The sequence below is a fragment of the Pseudomonas sp. M2(2023) genome, assembly GCF_030263955.1.
In the GTDB taxonomy this organism is placed as follows: Bacteria; Pseudomonadota; Gammaproteobacteria; order Pseudomonadales; family Pseudomonadaceae; genus Aquipseudomonas; species Aquipseudomonas asiatica.
Genome location: NZ_CP127114.1, coordinates 5,113,731 through 5,135,131, shown reverse-complemented (window position 1 = coordinate 5,135,131; position 21,401 = coordinate 5,113,731). Strand labels below are relative to the sequence as shown.

Below are 21,401 nucleotides of genomic sequence, written 5' to 3'. Positions count from 1 at the left end.
GGGGTTCGGGACACAGGGTTTGACCGGATTCGTTTGAAACGTTCCCATCCAGAAGGTTGTATCGCATACCCAGACTTGTGCAAAACCCGAAGGCTGGCGCGGTCTCTGTGGGAGCGGGCATGCCCGCGAACACCGGCAAAGCCGGTGCCATGCACCGAGTTGCTTTCTTCGCGGGCATGCCCGCTCCCACAACGGTCCCCTCGAGCGCTGTATATTCACAAATATAAAAAGCCACAAGGATAAGAAGGCGTGCTGGCAACTTCCCTGGTGTTGGTCGCTGCACTGCTGCATGCGACCTGGAATACCCTGATCAAATTCAGCGGCGAGCGCCTGCTGGTGATCGCCAGCATGGATACGGTGGCGTTGGCTTTCGCGGTGCTGGCGGTGCCCTTCGTCGAGGTACCGCCGACTAACATCTGGCCCTGGCTGCTGGCTTCGGCGCTGGCCGAGCAGCTGTACCGCTTCCTGTTGATCCAGGCCTACCGCGTGGGCGACCTGGGGCTGGTCTATCCTCTGATGCGCGGGCTGTCGCCGCTGGTGGTGCTGGGGCTGACCTTGGCCTTTGCCGGCGAATCGCTGAGCCAGCAGCAGATCATTGGCATCCTGCTGATCCCCTGTGGCATGGCCTGCCTATTGTGGCAGGGCGGTGGCGGTGACCGGCTGCCCTGGTCGATGCTGCCGGTGGTTGCCCTGATCGGCCTGTGCATTGGTTGCTACACCTGGTTCGACGGCCAGGCCGTGCGCTTGTGGGGCAAGCCTTGGGATTACCTGGTATGGCTGACCTTGCTCAGTGCCTGGCCCTTCCCGTTGCTGGCCAGCGTGGCGCGGCGTGCGCCGTTTGTGTTGTTCTGGCGCCTTCAGTGGCGCCTGGGGCTGGCGGTGGGGCTGTGTGTACTGCTCAGTTACGCGCTGGTGCTGTGGGCCATGCACTTGGGGTCGGTGGCCGAAGCGGCGGCGTTGCGGGAGTTGAGTGTGATTCTGGTGGTGCTGCTGGGCATGCGCTACCTGAAAGAACCTTTTGGCGGGCCGAGACTCCTAGCTTGCGGGCTGGTGTTGGCCGGCATGCTGGTAATGAAGCTTTGACCCGAAGACTGAACAAGGAGTCCTGTCCATGACTGTTGCCCTGTGGTGCATCCTGATCGCGCTGCTCTTGCCGCCACTGTGCGCGTTGATAGCCAAGGCCGGTAGTGGCCGCTTCCGACTGCGCGACAACCACGACCCGCGTGCCTTCCTGGATACCCTGTCCGGGCTGCCGCGGCGCGCGCATGCTGCCCAGCAGAACAGTTTCGAGGCCTTCCCGGCATTTGCCGCGGCGGTGCTGGTGGCGGATATCGTCGGCAATGCCGAGCAGGTGACCCAGGATGTGCTGGGGGTGATGTACATCACCAGCCGGCTGCTCTACATCATCTGTTACCTGGCTGACTGGGCCATGCTGCGATCGCTGGTGTGGTTTGCCGGGATGGCGATCATTGTGGCTTTCTTCGTGGTTTCCATCTGATACCGCGTCGCCTTCTTCGCGGGCTCGCCCGCGAAGAATCCACCGCCGATCAAGGCACTTTCGGCACCTCGGGCAGCGGCTTGCCCTTGGGCCACAGCATCCAGATCTGCCCCTGCTGCTTCATGTTCCCGGCCAGTTCCCCAGCTTCCGGCCCAGTGCCCCAGAACAGGTCGGCGCGCACCTCGCCAGTAATTGCCCCGCCGGTATCCTGGGCCCCCACCGGGCGTACCACCGGTGTACCGTCCGGGCGAGTGGTGGACAACCACAGCAAGCTGCCCAGCGGAATCACCTTGCGGTCGATGGCCACGCTGTAGCCAGCGGTCAGCGGTACGTTCAGCGAACCGCGTGGCCCTTCGTTGCTGTCCGGGCGGGTGCTGAAGAACACGTAGCTGGGGTTGCTGGCGAGCAGTTCCGGCACCCGTTGTGGGTTGGCCTGGGCCCAGGCATGAATGGCGCCCATGCTCACTTCTTCCTTCTTCAACTGGCCCTGTTCCACCAGCCAGCGCCCGATTGGCCGGTAGGGGTGGCCGTTCTGGTCGGCGTAACCCAGGCGCAGCTGGCGCCCGTCTTCCAGTTGTACCCGGCCGGAACCTTGGATCTGCAGGAACTGCAGGTCCATCGGGTCGGTCAGCCAGGCCAGCACCGGTGCCTTGACGCCGTCACGGTTGATCACCTCGGCGGTGTCGTATGGCTTGAGCACCCGGCCATCAAGGCGACCGCGCAGGCGCTTGCCCTTGAGTTCGGGGTACACGCTGGCCAGGTCGACCACGATCATGTCGTCGGGGATGCCGTAGACCGCCACGTGATTGGTTGCCGACTGGCTCAGGCTGCCAGGGTAGACCGGTTCGTAGTAACCGGTGATCAGGCCGTTGGCGTTATTTTCGGCCGAGCGCAGGCCGTATACCTGCAGGTTCTGTTGCAGGAAGGTACGCACCTGCAAGGCATTGTCGGGCACGCTGGCGGCTGCTTCGCAGGTGCTGGCCCAGACGGTGTCGCGCTTGAGCTTTTCACAGCCGTTGCGCCAGGCCTGGAAACCCGCCACCAGGTCGCTGTCGCTGACGGCAGGCAGGTCCTGCCATGTGGCATTGGCGTAGGTGGCGATGGCATGGGGCTCGGGTTTGGCGCTTTCGCCACCGTTGCAGCCGGCCAGCAGGGCCAGCGCCGGGAGTGTCCAGGCCAGATGGCGCAGGGCAGATTTCATGAGTATGTTCCTGTCATGGGTGAACACGGATATTCGCCCCTGTTTTTTATGTGGCTATTGGTCTTTCGCCGCTGGGCAGCGATACTGGCCGCCCATTTGCGTAGGCCGAAGTGACCGTGATGTTGAAGCGATTGACCGTTGTTCTGCTGGCAGCACTGGCCCTGAGTGGTTGTGACCGGGTTGACCCGAACTCCCCGCTGGGCAAGCGCAAGGTGATCTTCAAGGACATGCTCAAGACCAGCGAAGACCTGGGCGGCATGTTGCGTGGGCGGTTGCCGTTCGACGGGGTGAAGTTTGCCGACGGTGCGCTGAAGCTGGACAACCTTTCGCACCAGCCCTGGCAGCACTTCCCACAGGCGCGTGATGGTGGCGACAGTAGTGCGCGTGCCGAGGTATGGGAGCGGCAGACGCGCTTTCATGACCTGGCCCGCCAGCTGGAAGGCGTCACTGGCGAACTGGTCGATGTCACCCGGGGCCAGCCGCTGGACGCTGCGCAGTTGAAGGCGCCGATGGACAAGGTCGAAGCGGCTTGCAAGGCCTGTCATTCCGAGTTTCGTAATCATTGATGGCCTGTTGCGACCTCATCGCCGGCAAGCCTGCGATGAGGTCAGTAAAGGCAACGCAGTATTCGAATCTCTGTCAGCGATCCAGATCCTCCACCGCTTCCTGCAGTTCCTTGCGCGACTCGGCCAGCTTGTCCTTGCGCTTGTTGATCTTCTCCGAATCGCCTTTCTTCTCGGCTTTCTTCAAGTCCTTTTCCCGCTGCGCCACTTCGTGACGTGCGTCGAGCACCTTCTGCTCACGTTCCTTGCGCAGGCTGGCATCGGTGCAGTTGTCTACCCCTCGCAGTGCCTCTTCAAGCCCTGCGGCCTGTTCGTTGTTGCCGTGGTCACGGGCAATCTTCAACTGGTTCTCGATGGCGCTACGCTTGGCGGCGCAACCGGTCAGGCCGGCATCCGGCTGGGCGGCTTGTACGGCACCAGCGGCCAGGCCCAGTGTCGCGATCAGGAAAAGGGTCGAAATACGTTTCATGAAAAGCCTCCTTGAGGGGGCGGGGCAGCAAAAGTTGGGGGAAATCCTGCCTTGGTTTTGCCCATTTAGAAACCCTTGTTGGGGTTTTCCGGCTTAATCTCGGGATTTTCCTACAGGTAAATTGGTAAATAATCATTGCTCGATGCTTTGCCTGTCGATCCGGAATCCGTCGATCCCTGCCGTCGCCAGTTGCGTTGCAATGGCTTGAACCTCGGTGGTTGCAAAAAAACCAGCAAGCTGTTCTCCGCGCTTTTCGCCGATACCGGGCATGGCTTGCCATTCAAGACTCGTGCGGGCAGCCAGCTCCAGCCAGTCGCCTGTTACCTGCATCCTGGTGGGTGTAGGCGCGCCAAGCCCGCGCAGCCATTGGGCAAAGGGCCGTGAGCGAGCTTGGTCGAAACTGCCCAGCAACTGCGCAGCCGTTGTGTCACTGATACCCGCTACCTGGGCCAGGCGCTCGGCATCCAGATGCAGCCAGTCGGTCATCGAGGTCACCAGCCCGGCAGCCACCAGTCGGCGCCAGGTACCAGGGCCGGTGCGCGGCAGGGCCAGCCCCTGCTTGCCGCTGAGCCAGGTGAGGCGGGCAATGAACTGGTCCTCGCAGCCTTCGCTGATCTGCCAGCAACTGTGGGCATGATGCTGGCCGGGCGCTGGTGCGATCACCGGTTGGCGCTCGGCGGCGCGGTGCACCACTTGCTCCAGGCGTGGGATGGTCAGCCCGGCAAGGCTGACGGCCACCTGGTCACCGGGGCGGATGTCGAGCTTGCGCCAACGTGCCAGCGATCCCAGGCTCACCTGGGTGATTCGCCGGTCATCCAGGGTAACCGGCAGTACATGCAAGACTGGCGTAACCCTGCCGGTACGGCCGACGCGGAAGCGTACTTCGCGCACTTCGGCCAAGGCTTGCGTGTACGGGTGCTTCCACGCCGCGATCCAGTAGGGCGCCTTGGCCTGCCAGCGCTCGGACGGAGGCCGGACGCCTTGGCGCAACACAACGCCATCGGTGGCGAAGGGCAGGGGTGAGCGGTACCAGTACTCGCGCCAGTGCGCTGCATCGTCTGCTGTTTCTATGGCGACGCTGTAATCCTGGCTGTGCGCAAAACCCAGTTCCGCCAGCTTCGCGAGGCGTTCGGCCTGCTGCTCGGGGCCCTGCGGCCAGTCCCACACGAACAGGCCGATGCGCTCACCTTGCTCACGACCCAGCTGCTTGCGAGCCAGCAGCCCGGCTACTGTCCCTCGGGCGTTGGCGCTGCCTGCCCGGGCTTGCACATGCGCGTCCAGGCGCAGGTACAGTTCGCCCTGCAGTTGCAGGTCAATGGCCTGGGGCAGCTGCCGATTGATTTCGACGAGCAGGGGGATGTGGCGGCTCCAGTCGTGCCCCTGCACGCCGTCCCCCCGGCTGATCAACTGCACCAGCCGGCCCTGACGGTAGATGAGGGAGACCGCTACGCCATCGACCTTTGGTTGCACCCATACATCTGCCTTGCCGGCCAGCCAGCGTTCTACAGCCTGAAGGTCGGCCAGCTTGTCGACGCCGGTGTGCGGCACCGGATGCGGAATTGGCCCGCCAGCGCTGGCCAGCGGGGACGGGGTAGTCGTGATGCCAAAGCATTGCTGCAGGTGCGCCAGGTGCTGGCGGCTCTGGTCGTATAGTTCATCAGCCACCAATGCGATGCCCTGACGATGATAATGGTCGTCCCAGCGGGCAAGCGTGGCGCGCAGTCGGCTCACTTCAGCCTCGACTTGTTGCGGATTCCAGGTGGGACATGTGGCGGCACGGGCCAGGGGAGCATTCAACGTCAACAGTAGGGCGAAAAGCAGCATGAGCGGCATGGCCAGCATCCTTGCATGGCGGGTGGGAGCCCTCAGCCTAGGCAGGTAGCGTGCGGGTCGCCATGCAGCGTTTGTCAGCCCATATGTCACAAAAAAGCCCCTGCCGATTGCTCGGCAGGGGCTTTCGCCTGGCGCTGTAGGAAGCTTACAGGCCGGCAGCGTCACGCAGCGACTGGGCGCGGTCGGTACGCTCCCAGGTGAAGGTGGTGAAGGTGTCGTCGCCGACCGTCTTCTGCTGCGGGGTACGGCCGAAGTGGCCGTAGGCAGCGGTTTCCTGGTACATCGGGTGCAGCAGGTCGAGCATGGTGGTGATGGCGTAAGGACGCAGGTCGAAGCACTCGCGCACCAGCTGGATGATCTTGTCGTCGGAGACCTTGCCGGTACCGAAGGTGTTGATCGAGATGGAGGTCGGCTGGGCCACGCCGATGGCGTACGACACCTGGATCTCGCAACGCTCGGCCAGGCCGGCGGCGACGATGTTCTTGGCCACGTAGCGGCCGGCGTAGGCGGCGGAACGGTCGACCTTGGATGGGTCCTTGCCGGAGAACGCGCCACCACCATGGCGGGCCATGCCGCCGTAGGAGTCGACGATGATCTTGCGCCCGGTCAGGCCGCAGTCACCCACTGGGCCACCGATGATGAAGTTGCCGGTCGGGTTGATGTGGTACTGGGTACCCTTGTGCAGCAGTTCGGCAGGCAGGGTGTGCTTGACGATCAGCTCCATCACGGCTTCCTGCAGGTCTTTCTGCGAAACCTCAGGGTTGTGCTGGGTCGACAGCACCACGGCGTCGATACCGACCACCTTGCCATTTTCGTAACGGCAGGTGACCTGCGACTTGGCGTCCGGACGCAGCCATGGCAGCAGTTTCGATTTGCGCGCCTCGGCCTGGCGCTCGACCAGACGGTGCGAGAAGCAGATCGGCGCTGGCATCAGCACATCGGTTTCGTTGCTGGCGTAGCCGAACATCAGGCCCTGGTCACCGGCGCCCTGGTCTTCCGGGCGGGAACGGTCGACGCCCTGGGCGATGTCCACCGACTGTTTGCCGATGATGTTCATCACGGCGCAGGTGGCGCCGTCGAAACCGACGTCGGAGCTGTTGTAGCCGATGTCGATGATGACCTTGCGCACCAGCTCTTCCAGGTCGACCCAGGCGGAGGTGGTGACTTCGCCGGCGATGATGGCGACACCGGTCTTGACCAGGGTTTCGCAGGCTACGCGAGCGTATTTGTCCTGGGCGATGATGGCATCAAGGACGGCGTCCGAAATCTGGTCGGCGATCTTGTCCGGATGCCCTTCGGACACGGACTCGGAGGTGAAAAGGGAGTATTCGCTCATCTCGAAGGTTCCTGAAATTTACCGATGTTGTATGTCGCCAGCCGTCCGCTGGAAATGGCGGACCTGGATCTGGAAACCGTTACGCAAGCCCACGTACAGGCTGTCCCCGGGGGCCAGCCCGGCGGCGTTGGCCCAACGGGCCAGGTCGTCCTGTTCGAAGCCAAGCCACAGGTCGCCGCAGGCTTCGCGCGCCCACCCCTGGTCATGGCTGCACAGTTCGGTTACCAGCAGGCTGCCGCCTGCCTTCACCCGTTTGGCCAGCTGGCGCAAGGCCAGGGCCGGGTCGCTGAAATGGTGCAGCACCATGTTCAGCACAACGCAGTCGGCGGCCACATCCGTTGCACCCAGTGCATCGGCCAACTGCAGGTTCACATTGTCGAGCCCTTCGCGCTTGCACACCTGGCGCGCCAGTTCAAGCATGGTCGGGCTGTTGTCCAGGGCGGTGACCTGGGCGAAGCGCCGGGCCAGGTCGGGCAGGAAGCCACCGTCGCCGGGGCCGACCTCCAGGGCGCTGGCGGCCGGGTCGAAATTCAGTTTGTCGAGCAGCGCCAGCAGGCTTTCGCGGTACTGCGGCAGGCCGGCGATCAGGTCTTGCTGGGCGCGGAACTTCTCTTCCACGCGCAGGAAGAAGTCCTGGCTGGTGGCTGCGCGGCGTTGCTGCACCTGGGCGATACGCGCCTGCACGTCAGGCGGAAGAGTCAGGTCGTCCACCTCTTCGAGCAGCGCCGCGTGCAGCCGACCGCCCAGGCGCAGGCTGTCGGGCAAGGCGCGGCGGTAGAAGATGGCATTGCCCTCGCGGCGGGTCGCCACCAGCTCGGCCTGGGCCAGCACCTTCAGGTGGTGGCTCATGCCCGATTGGCCCACATCGAAGATCTGCGCCAGCTCCAGCACGCCGAACGAGTCGTTGGCCAGGGCGCGCAATACGTTCAGGCGCAACTCGTCGCCACTGGCTTTGCACAGGGCAGCCAATGCTTCGCGTTGCTCGGGGATCGATTGCGCGCGGAGGTTCATGGTGCGGCAGTCTAGACAGGCATCGTTGCCCTAGCAAGGGCAATATCAAAAAGTTTTGATATTGAGTGATGAGCGGGATGGTTCGCCCGGTTTTACTCCCGAATTGAATGCCAATCGCAGGAAAATCCCCCGACTGTGACCATACGTCATTGCCCCAAGCCCCCCCAGTGGGCGAAAATGGCCGCCTTTTTTGTGACACCACCTATTCAAGCCCCCTAGGAGATCAGCGATGCCCAGCCGTCGTGAACGTGCCAACGCCATTCGTGCCCTCAGCATGGATGCCGTGCAAAAGGCCAACAGCGGCCACCCAGGTGCCCCCATGGGCATGGCGGATATCGCCGAAGTGCTTTGGCGCGACTATCTGAAGCACAACCCGAGCAACCCGAGTTTCGCCGACCGTGACCGCTTCGTGCTGTCCAACGGCCACGGTTCGATGCTGATCTACTCGCTGCTGCACCTGACCGGCTACGACGTCACCATCGATGACATCAAAGGCTTCCGCCAGCTGCACAGCCGCACCCCGGGCCACCCGGAATACGGCTACACCCCAGGCGTCGAGACCACCACCGGCCCGCTCGGCCAGGGTATCGCCAACGCCGTGGGCTTCGCCCTGGCCGAAAAGGTGCTCGCCGCCCAGTTCAACCGTGATGGCCATAACATCGTCGACCACCACACCTACGTGTTCCTCGGCGACGGCTGCATGATGGAAGGCATTTCCCATGAAGTCGCCTCGCTGGCCGGCACCCTGGGCCTGAACAAGCTGATCGCCTTCTATGACGACAACGGCATTTCCATCGACGGCGAAGTGCACGGCTGGTTCACCGACAACACCCCGGCGCGCTTCGAAGCGTATAACTGGCAGGTGATCCGCAACGTCGACGGCCATGACGCCGACGAGATCAAGACCGCCATCGAGACCGCCCGCAAGAGCGATCGCCCGACCCTGATCTGCTGCAAGACCATCATTGGTTTCGGCTCGCCAAACAAGCAGGGCAAGGAAGACTGCCACGGCGCACCGCTGGGCAACGACGAAATTGCCCTGGCTCGCAAGGAACTGAACTGGAACCACGGCCCGTTCGAAATCCCGGCCGAGATCTACGCCGAGTGGGACGCCAAGGCTGCCGGTGCCAAGGCCGAAGCCGAATGGAACCAGCGCTTCGACGCCTACGCCAAGGCCTATCCGGAGCTGGCTGCCGAGTTCAAGCGCCGAGCCGCCGGTGACCTGCCTGCCGATTTCAGCGAGAAAGCCCAGGCCTACATCAACGAAGTGGCCGCCAAGGGCGAGACCATCGCCAGCCGCAAGGCCAGCCAGAACGCCCTGAATGCCTTCGGCCCGCTGCTGCCGGAGTTCCTCGGCGGTTCGGCAGACCTGGCCGGTTCCAACCTGACCCTGTGGAAGGGTTGCAAGGGTGTCGAAGCCAACGACGCCAGCGGCAACTACGTGTTCTACGGCGTTCGCGAGTTCGGCATGACCGCCATCATGAACGGTGTTGCCCTGCACGGTGGCCTGGTGCCTTACGGCGCGACCTTCCTGATGTTCATGGAATACGCCCGCAACGCCGTGCGCATGTCGGCACTGATGAAGCAGCGCGTGATCCACGTCTATACCCACGACTCCATCGGCCTGGGCGAAGACGGCCCGACTCACCAGCCGATCGAGCAGCTGACCAGCCTGCGCAGCACGCCGAACCTGGACACCTGGCGCCCAGCCGACGCGGTGGAATCCGCCGTGTCCTGGAAAAACGCCCTGGAGCGCAAGGACGGCCCTTCGGCGCTGATCTTCTCGCGCCAGAACCTGCAGCACCAGGACCGCGACGCCCAGCAGATCGCCGACATCAGCCGCGGCGGCTACGTGCTCAAGGACTGCGCCGGCGAGCCTGAGCTGATCCTGATCGCCACCGGTTCCGAAGTGGGCCTGGCTGTTCAGGCGCACGCCAAGCTGACCGAACAAGGCCGCAAGGTGCGCGTGGTTTCCATGCCGTGCACCAGCGTGTTCGATGCCCAGGACGCTGCCTACAAGCAGTCCGTGCTGCCGCTGGAAGTAGGTGCGCGTATCGCCATCGAAGCCGCTCACGCCGACTTCTGGTACAAGTACGTCGGCCTGGAAGGTCGTATTATCGGCATGACCACCTACGGTGAGTCGGCGCCGGCCTCGGCACTGTTCGAAGAGTTCGGTTTCACCCTGGAGAACATCCTCGGTACTGCCGAAGAGCTGCTGGAAGACTGATACAAGGAAGGCGAGGGCCTCTGGCCCTCGTTCGCGGCACAAGGCCGCTCCTACAGGGTATTGCGTACGCCGTCCCCTGTAGGAGCGGCCTTGTGCCGCGAATGGGCTGCGCAGCGGCCCCGTTCAACTGCCGGAGTTCAAGAGCTACCTATGCCCCACCTGCGTCCCTACAAAGTTGCACTCAACGGTTATGGCCGTATCGGCCGCTGTGTCCTGCGCGCGCTGTTCGAGCGGGGGGCAAAGGCCGGTTTCGAGATCGTCGCGCTGAACGACCTGGCCGACCAGGCCAGCCTGGAATACCTGACACGCTTCGACTCCACCCACGGGCGTTTCCCCGGTGAGGTGAAGGTCGATGGCGACTGTCTGCATATCAATGGCGACTGCGTGAAGGTGATGCGCAGTGCCACCCCCGAAGGCATCGACTGGGCCGCCCTGGATATCGACCTGGTGCTGGAGTGCTCCGGCGCCTACCACACCCGCGCCGATGGCCAGCGCTTCCTCGACGCCGGCGCGCCTCGGGTGCTGTTCTCGCAGCCGATGGCCAGCGAGGCCGATGTCGATGCCACGGTGGTCTACGGCGTCAACCAGGCCTGCCTGACCGGCAACGAGCGCCTGGTGTCCAACGCCTCTTGCACTACCAACTGCGGCGTGCCGCTGCTGCGTGTGCTGGACCAGGCATTCGGCATCGAGTATGTGCAGATCACCACCATCCACTCGGCGATGAACGACCAGCCGGTGATCGACGCCTACCACCACGAAGACCTGCGCCGCACGCGTTCGGCCTTCCAGTCGGTGATCCCGGTATCCACTGGTCTGGCGCGTGGCATCGAGCGCCTGCTTCCGGAACTTGCCGGGCGAATCCAGGCCAAAGCGGTACGCGTACCGACCGTCAACGTCTCGTGCCTGGATATCACCCTGCAGACCGCCCGCGATACCAGTGCGGCCGAAGTCAACCGGGTGCTGCGCGAGGCGGCGCTGGAAGGCCCGCTCAAAGGCTTGCTGGCCTACACCGAGTTGCCCCACGCCAGCTGTGATTTCAACCATGACCCGCATTCGGCGATCGTCGATGCCAGCCAGACCCGTGTTTCCGGCCCCCGCCTGGTGAACCTGCTGGCCTGGTTCGACAACGAATGGGGGTTCGCCAACCGTATGCTCGACGTTGCCGAACACTATCTGCACGTCGTCCACCCAACCCGCAACAAACAGCCCTGAAGGACTGCATTCATGACCGTGTTGAAGATGACCGACCTCGACCTGCAAGGTAAGCGCGTACTGATCCGCGAAGACCTCAACGTGCCTGTGAAGGACGGTGTGGTAGCCAGCGACGCGCGTATCCTGGCAGCGCTGCCGACCATCAAGCTGGCCCTGGAGAAGGGTGCAGCGGTAATGGTCTGCTCGCACCTGGGCCGCCCGACCGAGGGTGAGTTCTCTGCCGAGAACAGCCTCAAGCCGGTCGCCGACTACCTGAGCAAGGCCCTGGGCCGCGACGTGCCGCTGGTAGCCGACTACCTGGACGGTGTCGAGGTCAAGGCTGGTGACCTGGTGCTGTTCGAGAACGTGCGTTTCAACAAGGGCGAGAAGAAGAACGCCGACGAGCTGGCGCAGAAGTACGCCGCCCTGTGCGACGTGTTCGTCATGGACGCTTTCGGTACTGCCCACCGTGCCGAAGGTTCGACCCATGGTGTTGCCAAGTTCGCCAAAGTCGCTGCTGCCGGCCCGCTGCTGGCAGCCGAACTGGATGCCCTGGGCAAGGCCCTGAAGGCCCCGGCCAAGCCGATGGCAGCCATCGTTGCCGGCTCCAAGGTCTCCACCAAGCTGGACGTGCTGAACAGCCTGAGCTCGGTCTGCGACCAGCTGATCGTTGGTGGCGGCATCGCCAACACCTTCCTGGCCGCAGCCGGCCACCCGGTAGGCAAGTCGCTGTACGAGCCTGACCTGGTCGATACCGCCAAGGCCATCGCTGCCAAGGTCAGCGTGCCTCTGCCGGTCGACGTGGTGGTTGCCAAGGAGTTCGCCGAGAGCGCCGAAGCCACCGTCAAGGCCATTGCCGACGTTGCCGCTGACGACATGATCCTGGACATCGGCCCGCAAACCGCAGCCAATTTCGCCGAGCTGCTGAAGTCGTCGAAGACCATCCTGTGGAATGGCCCGGTCGGCGTGTTCGAGTTCGACCAATTCGGTAACGGCACCAAGGTGCTGGCCAAGGCCATCGCCGACAGCGCCGCGTTCTCCATCGCAGGTGGCGGTGACACCCTGGCTGCCATCGACAAATATGGCGTTGGCGCCGATATCTCCTACATTTCTACCGGCGGTGGCGCCTTCCTCGAGTTCGTCGAGGGCAAGGTACTGCCGGCCGTGGCGATCCTGGAAGAGCGGGCCAAGGCCTGATGACGTCGGCGCTTGGCAAAGGGAGCGGCCTGATGGTCAAGCAATTGCCTGTGATGATGCTGGCTGGCCTGCTGAGCGCATGCGCCGGCAGCCCGGCCTCGGATACCGACCCGGCGCAGCCGCCAAAGGGCGGTTGCTACCAGTCCGAGTGGCAGGCCGAGACCGTGCCGGTCATCAGCAAGCGCGTGGGCCCGGAAGGCCTGGAAAAGTACGACGAAGACCACCAGCGCAAGGCGCCTGGTTGCCCTTGATCGGGTAACAGGCAACCCGAAGGCTGATTTGTGGTCTTGAGGTAGGGGCCGCTGTGCAGCCCCAAATCGAGGAAACTGAATGAAAGCGCTTTTGGCCGTGACGGCCCTGGCGACACTGGCAGGATGCTCGCTGCTGAAGCCGGCGCAACCCGCTCCGGCAGACGACTGGACCCGCTGGGTCTGCGACACTCAGGCTGAAGTGCTGTGGCGCTTCGCCGATGCGCAGCGCGATCAGGTCGATGTGCGCCTTGGTGGCGGCGACCAGGTCTACCGGCTCAAGGCCGAGCCGGGTGCCTCGGGTGTGCTGTACAGCGATGGCATGCTGGCCTTCCATACCAAGGGCGAAGAAGGCCTGGTGTACTGGGTGGCAACCAACGATCTGATTGGGCGGGGCTGCAAGGCACCGTGACTGGCCGGGCCGCGAGGGTGGCCCACACTACTTGAACAGCAACCGCCCCTGCGGCAGGCTTGCACGAAACAAACGACGCTTGTCGGGAGAGAGATACACAATGGCACTCATTAGCATGCGCCAGATGCTGGACCACGCCGCCGAGTTCGGTTACGGCGTACCAGCTTTCAACGTCAACAACCTCGAGCAGATGCGCGCCATCATGGAAGCGGCCGACAAGACCGACTCCCCGGTGATCGTCCAGGCTTCGGCCGGTGCCCGCAAATACGCCGGTGCCCCGTTCCTGCGTCACCTGATCCTGGCGGCCATCGAAGAATTCCCGCATATCCCGGTGTGCATGCACCAGGACCACGGCACCAGCCCTGACGTCTGCCAGCGCTCGATCCAGCTGGGCTTCAGCTCGGTGATGATGGACGGCTCGCTGGGTGAAGATGGCAAGACCCCGACCGACTACGAATACAACGTTCGCGTTACCCAGCAGACCGTTGCCATGGCGCACGCCTGCGGTGTTTCGGTAGAAGGCGAGCTGGGCTGCCTGGGTTCGCTGGAAACCGGCATGGCCGGTGAAGAAGACGGCATCGGCGCCGAAGGCGTGCTGGACCACAGCCAGATGCTGACCGACCCGGAAGAGGCTGCCGACTTCGTCAAGAAGACCCAGGTCGACGCCCTGGCCATCGCCATCGGTACCAGCCACGGTGCCTACAAGTTCACCAAGCCACCAACCGGTGACGTGCTGGCCATCGACCGCATCAAGGAAATCCACAAGCGCATCCCCAACACCCACCTGGTGATGCACGGTTCGTCCTCGGTGCCGCAAGAGTGGCTGGCGATCATCAACCAGTACGGCGGCGACATCAAGGAAACCTACGGTGTACCGGTCGAGGAAATCGTCGAAGGTATCAAGTACGGCGTGCGCAAGGTCAACATCGACACCGACCTGCGTCTGGCTTCCACTGGTGCCATGCGCCGCCTGATGGCGCAGAACCCGAGCGAGTTCGACCCGCGCAAGTTCTTCGGTGAAACCATCAAGGCCATGCGTGACGTGTGTATCGCTCGTTACGAAGCCTTCGGCACCGCTGGCAATGCCTCGAAGATCAAGCCGATCTCCCTGGAAGGCATGTACCAGCGCTACCTGAAAGGTGAACTGGCCGCCAAGGTCAACTGATCTTCTGGTATTAATGAAAAAGCCCGCAGCGATGCGGGTTTTTTCATTTTTGGGTGTTAGAACTTTGCCTCGGTGTAGGCCTCTTTGCCGGCATGCTTGCGAAGAGGGCGGTACATATTCCCGGCAGAGCGACCGTTAGTCGGCTACCGTAGAATTGAGGCGCTGATAGCGTTCTGATTGCATTGCGTGTTATCCGCTCAGGTCTAGAGTACTAGTGGATCCAACCGTATTTTGAAGTCGGTCACATAATAGAGAAGCAGCATGGATGGCGCTCAACCTCACCCTCAGCCACTGGATGGCAACTCGGTTCTTCTGGTGGTAGACGATTACCCCGAAAACCTCATCAGCATGCGGGCATTGCTGGCCCGTCAGGATTGGCAGGTGTTGACGGCAAACTCGGGGATGGAAGCCCTGGGTGCTTTGCTCGAGCACGATGTCGACCTGGTGCTGCTGGATGTACAGATGCCGGAGATGGACGGCTTCGAAGTCGCCCGACTGATGCGCGGCAGCCAGCGCACCCGGCTGACTCCGATCATTTTCCTCACTGCCAATGAACAGTCCGAAGCGGCCGTGCTCAAGGGCTACGCCAGTGGCGCCGTGGACTACATGTTCAAACCGTTCGACCCGCAAATTCTCAAACCCAAGGTTCAGGCCCTGCTCGACCAGCAGCGCAATCGGCGCATGCTGCAGCGCCTGACCCGTGAGCTGGAAACGGCCAGGGCGTTCAACGCGTCGATCCTGGAGAATGCTGCCGAAGGCATTCTGGTGGTGGATGCCCAAGGCATCATCAGCTTTGCCAACCCGGCCATTTCCCGTTTGTTGTCAGCGCCAGTCCAGCAGTTGCAGGGCGCCCATCTGCTCGATTTGGTGCAACTGGCCAGTGCCTGCTTGTGGAACGAGTCGGAGTTCTACCAGGCTTACCTGGGGGGGCGCATCTTCCGCGTTCACGATGCCCAACTGCGTACGCTTGGCGGGGAGCTGGTGCCGGTGGCGTTGTCCTGTGCTCCACTGCCGTCCGAGCAACAGGCCATGGTGGTCACCGTGCTGGACATGTCGGTGGTGCGCAACCTGCACCAGCAGCTGGAGTACCAGGCCGTCACCGACCCGCTTACCGGCCTGCTCAACCGCCGCGGGTTCTACCAGGCCGCCGAAGGTGCGCTGCTGCGCAACGAGCGCTCGGACAAGGCACAGGCGCTGATGTACATGGATCTGGACGGCTTCAAACGTATCAACGACTCGCTCGGCCACGACGCGGGCGACCGGGTGCTGCACTGGGTGGCCGAACAGCTCAAGGATTGCCTGGGCAGTGAAGCGCTGCTGGCGCGCATGGGCGGGGACGAGTTCACTGCACTGTTCGACAGCCTGCCTTACCCGGAGCAGGCCGGGCGCTATGCCGAGCGGTTGCTGGAACGCATTTCCATCAGCCACCAGGTGGAAGGGCTGGATGTGAGCCTTGGGGTGAGCATTGGCATCGCCACTTATCCGGATTGCGGGGCCAATGTCGAAGGCCTGCTGCGCGCGGCCGATGCGGCGATGTACGCAGCGAAGCAGGCCGGGCGCCAGCAATATCGCTTCTACGATCAGGAACTCAATGGCAGGGCACGTTCGCGGCTGATGCTCGAGGACAGCGTACGCATGGCCGTGGAGCAGCAAGACTTCACTCTGGTTTATCAACCGCAGGTCGGCTTCATCGATGGCCGCCTGCGTGGCTTCGAGGCCTTGTTGCGCTGGCAGCATCCCAGTGTCGGCGACGTACCGCCGGGGCTGTTCATCCCGTTGCTGGAAGAGGCGCGCTTGATCAACCGCCTGGCCAGCTGGATCTACCGCCAGGGCGCGGCACAGCGCCAGGCCTGGTGCCAGCGTTTCTCGGCGGACCTGGTGCTGGGTATCAGCCTGAGCCGCGCGCAGTTCGCCATGCCCAGCCTGGTCGACGAACTGCACCGGGTCATCCAGCTTTACCAGTTGGACCCGGCGCAGCTGGAAGTGGAAGTGGCGGAAACCTCGCTGATGTACAACATCGATGCGGCAGTGAAACAGATACACCGCTTGCGCGAGCTGGGTGTGCGGGTGGCGCTGGATGACTTTGGTGCCGGCGACTGTTCGTTGCGCATGTTGCGCGACCTGCCGATCGATACCCTCAAGCTCGACCGCCACCTGGTGGCGCGCTTGCCCGACTCGGTGGTGGATGCCGCGCTGGTGCGCAGCGTCATCGGCCTGTGCCTCGACTACAGCATCACGGTGATCGCCGAGGGGGTGGAAACCCCGGCTCAGGCAGCCTGGCTCAAAGCCAATGGCTGTGAGTACGTGCAGGGGTTCCTGGTGGCTTACCCGATGACCGCCACGGATGCCAGCAGCTTCCCGGCGATTTTCTCCTGGCCGGGGCCATGATTGGCTAGAATCGGCATTCGTTACACCGAATGCAGCGCCATGACCGTATTACGATATTTGCAAGCCTATCCGCCGCACCTGCAGCAGCAAGTGCGGCAGATGATCGACAGCGACCGCCTGGGCGAGTACCTGCAGCGCCGCTACCCCGACCGCCATGACGTGCAGAACGACAAGGCGTTGTACGGCTATGCCCAGGATTTGCGCCAGCAATACCTGCGCAGCGCGCCCAACCTGGACAAGGTGCTGTTCGACAATCGTCTCGACCTGACCCATCGGGCCCTGGGCCTGAATACGGCGATATCAAGGGTGCAGGGCGGCAAGCTCAAGGCGAAGAAGGAAATCCGCATTGCCTCGCTGTTCAAGGAGGCCGCGCCGCAGTTCTTGCGCATGATCGTGGTGCACGAACTGGCACACCTGCGCGAGCGCGACCACAACAAGGCGTTCTACCAGCTCTGCCAGCACATGGAGCCGGACTACCACCAACTGGAATTCGACCTGCGCGTCTACCTGACCTATCGGGAGCTGCCGGGCAACTGTTAAGGACCACGCAGCATGGAAGTGAGCAAGACCAAGAGCAGCTTCTACCGCCGTCTGTACGTGGCCTGGCTGATCGACAGCCAGACCGCGACCAGCGTTCCGGCCCTGATGGAAGCCACCGGCATGCCCCGGCGCACCGCCCAGGACACCATTGCGGCACTAGCCGACCTGGATATCGTCTGCGAGTTCGAACAGCAGGAAGGCGCGCGCAACCACGCCGGGCATTACCGCATTCATGACTGGGGGGCGATTGACAAACAGTGGATCATCCAGCACCTGCGGCAGGTTCGCGAAGTGCTGGGGTATCCCTGATCCACTGCGGGCTGCTTTGCAGCCCGGCGATCTCATCCCTTGCGCATCCCGATATGCGGAATGTCGTCCTCAAGATATTCCTCGCCCACCACAGCGAACCCATGCCGGGCATAGAATGCCTGCAAATGCGCCTGCGCCGACAGATAAACCGGCACCCCCGGCCAGCAATGCTCCGCTGCCTCCAACCCCTTGAGCAGCAAGGTATGCCCAAGCTTCAGCTCGCGCGCCGCAGGTGCAGTCACTACCCGCCCGATCACCACATCCCCTCCTTGGGATTGCGGGTCGAGCAGGCGCAGGTAGGCCACCAGCTTGTCATCCCGCCAGCCCATCAGGTGCAGGGTATCGCCGGTCAGGTCTTGGCCATCGACTTCCTGGTAGGCGCAGCGTTGCTCGACCACGAACACTTCCGTGCGTAACTGCAGAATGGCGTAGAGCTGGTCCTTGCTGAGGTCGGTGTGGTGCTTGCAAAGCCAGTCGATGGACATTGGTGCGAACTCCTTGAGTGGACCGTCGATCATCGCATGATGCACGTGCCACGGCCAAAATAGAGGCTAAATGACACTATTGGCCGCTGCCCTCGAAGACGCCTTTGTGTAATCTCATCGGCAGTGTGTGCCCTCCATTGCGAAAGGACGTGAGCATGCGGCCACTGTTTTGTGTGTTGGGATTGCTGGCAATGATGCTTGCAACACCCGCCCTGGGGCGCGAAAAGCTGCGTCTGGTGGCCGACAATTGGCCGCCGTTCACCGATGCCAGCATGCCGGGCGGTGGCCTGGCGACCAGCATCGTCACCACGGCGCTGGCCCGGGCCGGCTACACCAGTGGGGTCGAAGAGGCACCTTGGGCGCGGGCTCTGCTGGGGGTGAGCGAGGGGCGTTACGACGTGCTGATCAACGCCTGGTACAACGACTCGCGCGCCAGCATCGGGCAGTTTTCCGAAGCCTACCTGGTCAACCGCATTCGCCTGTTGCAACGCAAGGGCGAGGCGTTTCGCTACAAGCGCCAGTCAGATTTGTATCCCTACAGCATCGCTGTGGTGCGTGATTATGCCTATTCCCCCGAGTTCGACCGCGACACCCGCCTGCACAAGGTGGCGGTGCGCAACTTTCCCTCTGCGGTACGCATGCTGGCGGCGGGGCGGGTGGACCTGGCGGTGGAAGACGAGTACGTGGCCCGTTACAACTTGCAGCGCGAGCTGCCAGAGGTACGCGATGGGGTGATGCTGGTGGAGCCGCCGTTGGGAGAGAACACCCTGCATATCCTGGTCAGCCTGAAGCACCCGGAGCATGCGCGGATCGTCGAGCGGTTCGAGCAGGCGATTGCGGCGATGAAGGCGGATGGCAGCTATGCACGGCTCATGCGCCAGCATGGCTTTTGATCTATATCGCCTGTGCCGGCCTCTTCGCGGGTAAACCCGCTCCCACAGGTATCTCACAGGACTCGATATTTGTGATGTTCCTGTGGGAGCGGGTTTACCCGCGAAGAGGCCCGCACAGGCGATATGAAACTCAGGCCGGTGCACCTTCCTTGATCAAATGCGCTGCCAAGGTCCGCAGCGGCCCCAACTGCCGGCAGATCAACGCCAACTGCGTCTGTACCAGCCGCTGGTGCTCGTCCAGCTCTTCCGGCATCTGCTCCAGGGCATTGGCCAGCGCTTCTTCGGCATCACTGTGAATCGCCACCGGCAGCCGCGCGGCCAGGCCGTTGGCAATCTCGTCCAGGCTGCTGGCCAGGCTTTGCCCGGCACCTTCGATCAACTGTTCCTGCACCTCCGCCGGCAAGGCGGTGTCGCGGTGCGCACCCAGCCCCGACAGGTAGCTAAGCAAGGTATGCGACAGCACCAGGAAGCGGAAGCCGACGTCGGCCTCCTTCCGGAAATGCCCCGGCTCCATCAGCATGTTGGCCAAGGTGGTGGACAGCGCCGCGTCGGCGTTGTGGGCGTTGCGCCGGGCCAGGCGGTAGGCCAGGTCATCGCGCTTGCCGTGGGCATACTGCTGCATGATCTGCCGCAGGTACACGCTGGCGCAGGCCAGGGTATTGGCCAGCGCCTTGTTCAGCCGCCGCCCCTGCCAGTCGGGGAGGAACAGGAACACCGCAAGGATGGCGATCAGGCTACCGACCAGGGTATCGAACAGGCGCGGCAGGAACAGGCCATAGCCATCGCCGATCTGGTTGAAGCAGAACAGCACCATCAGGGTGATCGCGGCCGTGGCCAAGGTGTAGCGGGTGGTGCGGTTGACGAAGAACACCACCCCGGCGACCACGGCGAACAATGACTGGATGACCGGGTTGGGGAACAGGTCGAACAATGCCCAGCCCACCGTCAGGCCGACGGCGGTGCCGGCTATCCGCTGCACCAGCTTGCGCCGGGTCGCACCGTAGTTGGGCTGGCACACGAACAGCGTGGTGAGGATGATCCAGTAGCCCTGGGTGGGGTGGATCAGGTGCACCATGCCATAGCCGATCGACAACGCCAGGGGTAGGCGCAGGGCATGGCGGAACAGCAGCGAGGTCGGCGTCAATTGGGTGCGCAGGCGGGTCCACACGTCCTTCAGCGAGCGTGGAGAGCGGTCGAGCAGGCTGCTATCGCTGGTGTCGGCCAGGCTGTCCGGGTTGCTGGCGGCGCTGAGCAGGCGGTCGAGCGTCGCCAGGTTGGCCGCCAGCGCCCGCAGCGAGCGAAGCAGGCTACGCCAGGCCGGGTTGTTCTGCATACGCAGGTGTTCCAGCGAGGCGTTTAGGTCTTCGAGGGCCTCGGGATAACCGCTGGCCAGCACGAACGGCTGGCGCAGGCGGATCGAGCGGGCCAGTTCCTGGCAGGACGAGCCCTGCTTGCGCAGCAGGCGCTGGCAGCGGAACATCACGTCGCTGTGGAAAAAAGCCTCGGTCAGGGCGTTGTAGGGATAGTGCGAAGCACTGACCCGTTCATGGATGTCCTGGGCCAGGAAGTACAGCTTGAGGTAGCGGCTGACCTTGGAATTCGGCTGGCTGTTGCCCACCCGGTGCAGGATGATTTCCTTGGCCGCGTTGAGCGCCGCCACCACCTTGCCGTTCTGCTGGGCCAGCTCCAGGCGCCGGGCTTCGACGTCAAGGGTGCGGACGGGTTCGAACAGGCTGGCCTTGAGCTTGAGGTAGCTGCCCAGCTCGAAGAACAGCTTGGCCAGGCTCTGCTGCACCGGCTGGTTGGAAAACAGCGCCTGCCACAGCACCGACAGCAGCCCGTACCAGGCTGCGCCCGCCACCAGCAGCAGCGGTTCGTGCCAGAAATCGGTGACTTGGCCGCCGCGCTGGTCCACGCCGATCATGGTGTACACCGCAGTGATCAGGGTCGCTGAAGCGATGGCGCCATAGCGTTCGCCCAAGGCACCGAGCATCGTCAGGCCAAAGGCCGCCAAGGCCAGGGCAATGACGAATACCCACGGGTAGGGGAACAGCAGTTCGACTGCCAGTGCGGCGATGGCAAAACACACAAGGGTGACGGCCAGGGCGCTGAGGCGGCCCTGCCAGCTGTCATCGGTTTCGGCCAGGGCGCTGGCGATGATGCCGAGGAACAGCGGAATCAGCAGGGCCATTTCGTTCTGGTACCAGCACAGGGCCAGGCTGCCGGTGAGGGCGATGGTGACCCGGATGCTGTAGCTGAACTTGTCTTGACCCCACAGGCGACGCAGTGACTGACGGAACGAGCTCGATGACATGATGGCCTGCTAGGCAGTGATCAGAGAAATACCTTTCAGAGACGGTTACCGGGGCGCGAAGCGGCCCGGATTCCGACACTGAGCACGGGCCAGCAAGAAGCATTCCGTGCTGCTGAATGGA

20 protein-coding genes are annotated in these 21,401 nt (G+C 63.3%); 13 read left to right on the top strand and 7 right to left on the bottom strand.

Features of this window, described 5'->3' with window-relative positions; genetic code table 11:
* Window positions 1–249: 249 nt before the first annotated feature.
* The gene (locus QN085_RS23585; protein WP_013974510.1) at window positions 250–1,083 is read left to right on the top strand and encodes an EamA family transporter; all 834 of its coding nucleotides are present in this window, start codon (window positions 250–252) and stop codon (window positions 1,081–1,083) included.
* Window positions 1,084–1,111: 28 nt separating this feature from the next.
* Complete coding sequence (locus QN085_RS23580) at window positions 1,112–1,498, top strand: MAPEG family protein (RefSeq protein ID WP_013974509.1); 387 nt, start codon at window positions 1,112–1,114, stop codon at window positions 1,496–1,498.
* 49 nt (window positions 1,499–1,547) lie between these two features.
* On the opposite strand, the gene mltA is transcribed toward QN085_RS23580, so the two are convergent.
* A complete protein-coding gene (gene mltA / locus QN085_RS23575) occupies window positions 1,548–2,699 on the bottom strand; it encodes a murein transglycosylase A (protein ID WP_013974508.1) in 1,152 nt (383 codons plus the stop codon).
* Between the two features lie 119 nt (window positions 2,700–2,818).
* On the opposite strand from mltA, the gene QN085_RS23570 reads away from it, so the two are divergent.
* Window positions 2,819–3,265, top strand: a complete 447-nt coding sequence (locus tag QN085_RS23570) for a c-type cytochrome (protein WP_024087833.1) — start codon at window positions 2,819–2,821, stop codon at window positions 3,263–3,265.
* A 73-nt stretch (window positions 3,266–3,338) separates the two neighbouring features.
* On the opposite strand, the gene QN085_RS23565 is transcribed toward QN085_RS23570, so the two are convergent.
* The 4 genes from QN085_RS23565 to QN085_RS23550 form a co-directional block, all read right to left on the bottom strand.
* Complete coding sequence (locus QN085_RS23565; protein ID WP_003257749.1) at window positions 3,339–3,731, bottom strand: DUF1090 domain-containing protein; 393 nt, start codon at window positions 3,729–3,731, stop codon at window positions 3,339–3,341.
* A 132-nt stretch (window positions 3,732–3,863) separates the two neighbouring features.
* Window positions 3,864–5,564, bottom strand: a complete 1,701-nt coding sequence (ligB, locus tag QN085_RS23560) for an NAD-dependent DNA ligase LigB (RefSeq protein ID WP_024087832.1) — start codon at window positions 5,562–5,564, stop codon at window positions 3,864–3,866.
* A 145-nt stretch (window positions 5,565–5,709) separates the two neighbouring features.
* Window positions 5,710–6,900 (bottom strand): methionine adenosyltransferase, encoded by a 1,191-nt coding sequence (gene metK, locus QN085_RS23555; RefSeq protein ID WP_015272060.1) that lies wholly within the window; start codon window positions 6,898–6,900, stop codon window positions 5,710–5,712.
* Window positions 6,901–6,918: 18 nt separating this feature from the next.
* Window positions 6,919–7,911, bottom strand: a complete 993-nt coding sequence (locus QN085_RS23550; protein ID WP_023661307.1) for an ArsR/SmtB family transcription factor — start codon at window positions 7,909–7,911, stop codon at window positions 6,919–6,921.
* Window positions 7,912–8,140: 229 nt separating this feature from the next.
* Between QN085_RS23550 and tkt the strand changes: the two genes are divergently transcribed.
* The 9 genes from tkt to QN085_RS23505 all read left to right on the top strand — a co-directional run bounded on the left by tkt (window position 8,141) and on the right by QN085_RS23505 (window position 17,588).
* A complete protein-coding gene (tkt, locus tag QN085_RS23545; RefSeq protein ID WP_013974503.1) occupies window positions 8,141–10,138 on the top strand; it encodes a transketolase in 1,998 nt (665 codons plus the stop codon).
* 150 nt (window positions 10,139–10,288) lie between these two features.
* A complete protein-coding gene (gene epd, locus QN085_RS23540; RefSeq protein WP_013974502.1) occupies window positions 10,289–11,350 on the top strand; it encodes an erythrose-4-phosphate dehydrogenase in 1,062 nt (353 codons plus the stop codon).
* 12 nt (window positions 11,351–11,362) lie between these two features.
* Complete coding sequence (locus QN085_RS23535) at window positions 11,363–12,526, top strand: phosphoglycerate kinase (RefSeq protein ID WP_024087831.1); 1,164 nt, start codon at window positions 11,363–11,365, stop codon at window positions 12,524–12,526.
* A complete protein-coding gene (locus tag QN085_RS23530; protein WP_003257743.1) occupies window positions 12,526–12,777 on the top strand; it encodes a hypothetical protein in 252 nt (83 codons plus the stop codon). Before QN085_RS23535 ends, QN085_RS23530 begins: the two co-directional genes overlap by 1 nt.
* Window positions 12,778–12,856: 79 nt before the next feature.
* The gene (locus QN085_RS23525; protein WP_023661309.1) at window positions 12,857–13,186 is read left to right on the top strand and encodes an MliC family protein; all 330 of its coding nucleotides are present in this window, start codon (window positions 12,857–12,859) and stop codon (window positions 13,184–13,186) included.
* 100 nt (window positions 13,187–13,286) lie between these two features.
* Window positions 13,287–14,351: a class II fructose-bisphosphate aldolase gene (gene fba, locus QN085_RS23520; protein ID WP_015272054.1), complete on the top strand. Its 1,065-nt coding sequence runs from the start codon at window positions 13,287–13,289 to the stop codon at window positions 14,349–14,351.
* Window positions 14,352–14,612: 261 nt separating this feature from the next.
* A complete protein-coding gene (locus QN085_RS23515; protein ID WP_023661310.1) occupies window positions 14,613–16,739 on the top strand; it encodes a putative bifunctional diguanylate cyclase/phosphodiesterase in 2,127 nt (708 codons plus the stop codon).
* Window positions 16,740–16,778: 39 nt separating this feature from the next.
* Entirely contained in the window at window positions 16,779–17,279 is a 501-nt protein-coding gene (locus QN085_RS23510) for a M48 metallopeptidase family protein (protein ID WP_003259625.1), read from the top strand.
* 12 nt (window positions 17,280–17,291) lie between these two features.
* Window positions 17,292–17,588: a winged helix-turn-helix domain-containing protein gene (locus QN085_RS23505; RefSeq protein ID WP_013974495.1), complete on the top strand. Its 297-nt coding sequence runs from the start codon at window positions 17,292–17,294 to the stop codon at window positions 17,586–17,588.
* 32 nt (window positions 17,589–17,620) lie between these two features.
* On the opposite strand, the gene QN085_RS23500 is transcribed toward QN085_RS23505, so the two are convergent.
* Window positions 17,621–18,073 (bottom strand): GNAT family N-acetyltransferase, encoded by a 453-nt coding sequence (locus tag QN085_RS23500; RefSeq protein ID WP_024087828.1) that lies wholly within the window; start codon window positions 18,071–18,073, stop codon window positions 17,621–17,623.
* Window positions 18,074–18,228: 155 nt separating this feature from the next.
* Here QN085_RS23500 and QN085_RS23495 point away from each other — a divergent pair, with 155 nt between their 5' ends.
* Window positions 18,229–18,966 (top strand): substrate-binding periplasmic protein, encoded by a 738-nt coding sequence (locus QN085_RS23495; protein ID WP_023661311.1) that lies wholly within the window; start codon window positions 18,229–18,231, stop codon window positions 18,964–18,966.
* A gap of 130 nt (window positions 18,967–19,096) precedes the next feature.
* Here QN085_RS23495 and yccS read toward each other — a convergent pair whose 3' ends face one another.
* On the bottom strand, window positions 19,097–21,280 hold the full coding sequence (yccS, locus tag QN085_RS23490; RefSeq protein WP_013974492.1) for a YccS family putative transporter: 2,184 nt from the start codon (window positions 21,278–21,280) through the stop codon (window positions 19,097–19,099).
* Between the last annotated feature and the right edge of the window lie 121 nt (window positions 21,281–21,401).

Coding starts and splice junctions, on each gene's coding strand:
- QN085_RS23580 (WP_013974509.1), top strand. CDS start 1,112: ATGACTGTTGCCCTGTGGTGCATCCTGATCGCGCTGCTCTTGCCGCCA.
- mltA (WP_013974508.1), bottom strand. CDS start 2,699: ATGAAATCTGCCCTGCGCCATCTGGCCTGGACACTCCCGGCGCTGGCC.
- QN085_RS23570 (WP_024087833.1), top strand. CDS start 2,819: ATGTTGAAGCGATTGACCGTTGTTCTGCTGGCAGCACTGGCCCTGAGT.
- QN085_RS23565 (WP_003257749.1), bottom strand. CDS start 3,731: ATGAAACGTATTTCGACCCTTTTCCTGATCGCGACACTGGGCCTGGCC.
- ligB (WP_024087832.1), bottom strand. CDS start 5,564: ATGCCGCTCATGCTGCTTTTCGCCCTACTGTTGACGTTGAATGCTCCC.
- metK (WP_015272060.1), bottom strand. CDS start 6,900: ATGAGCGAATACTCCCTTTTCACCTCCGAGTCCGTGTCCGAAGGGCAT.
- QN085_RS23550 (WP_023661307.1), bottom strand. CDS start 7,911: ATGAACCTCCGCGCGCAATCGATCCCCGAGCAACGCGAAGCATTGGCT.
- tkt (WP_013974503.1), top strand. CDS start 8,141: ATGCCCAGCCGTCGTGAACGTGCCAACGCCATTCGTGCCCTCAGCATG.
- epd (WP_013974502.1), top strand. CDS start 10,289: ATGCCCCACCTGCGTCCCTACAAAGTTGCACTCAACGGTTATGGCCGT.
- QN085_RS23535 (WP_024087831.1), top strand. CDS start 11,363: ATGACCGTGTTGAAGATGACCGACCTCGACCTGCAAGGTAAGCGCGTA.
- QN085_RS23530 (WP_003257743.1), top strand. CDS start 12,526: ATGACGTCGGCGCTTGGCAAAGGGAGCGGCCTGATGGTCAAGCAATTG.
- QN085_RS23525 (WP_023661309.1), top strand. CDS start 12,857: ATGAAAGCGCTTTTGGCCGTGACGGCCCTGGCGACACTGGCAGGATGC.
- fba (WP_015272054.1), top strand. CDS start 13,287: ATGGCACTCATTAGCATGCGCCAGATGCTGGACCACGCCGCCGAGTTC.
- QN085_RS23515 (WP_023661310.1), top strand. CDS start 14,613: ATGGATGGCGCTCAACCTCACCCTCAGCCACTGGATGGCAACTCGGTT.
- QN085_RS23510 (WP_003259625.1), top strand. CDS start 16,779: ATGACCGTATTACGATATTTGCAAGCCTATCCGCCGCACCTGCAGCAG.
- QN085_RS23505 (WP_013974495.1), top strand. CDS start 17,292: ATGGAAGTGAGCAAGACCAAGAGCAGCTTCTACCGCCGTCTGTACGTG.
- QN085_RS23500 (WP_024087828.1), bottom strand. CDS start 18,073: ATGTCCATCGACTGGCTTTGCAAGCACCACACCGACCTCAGCAAGGAC.
- QN085_RS23495 (WP_023661311.1), top strand. CDS start 18,229: ATGCGGCCACTGTTTTGTGTGTTGGGATTGCTGGCAATGATGCTTGCA.
- yccS (WP_013974492.1), bottom strand. CDS start 21,280: ATGTCATCGAGCTCGTTCCGTCAGTCACTGCGTCGCCTGTGGGGTCAA.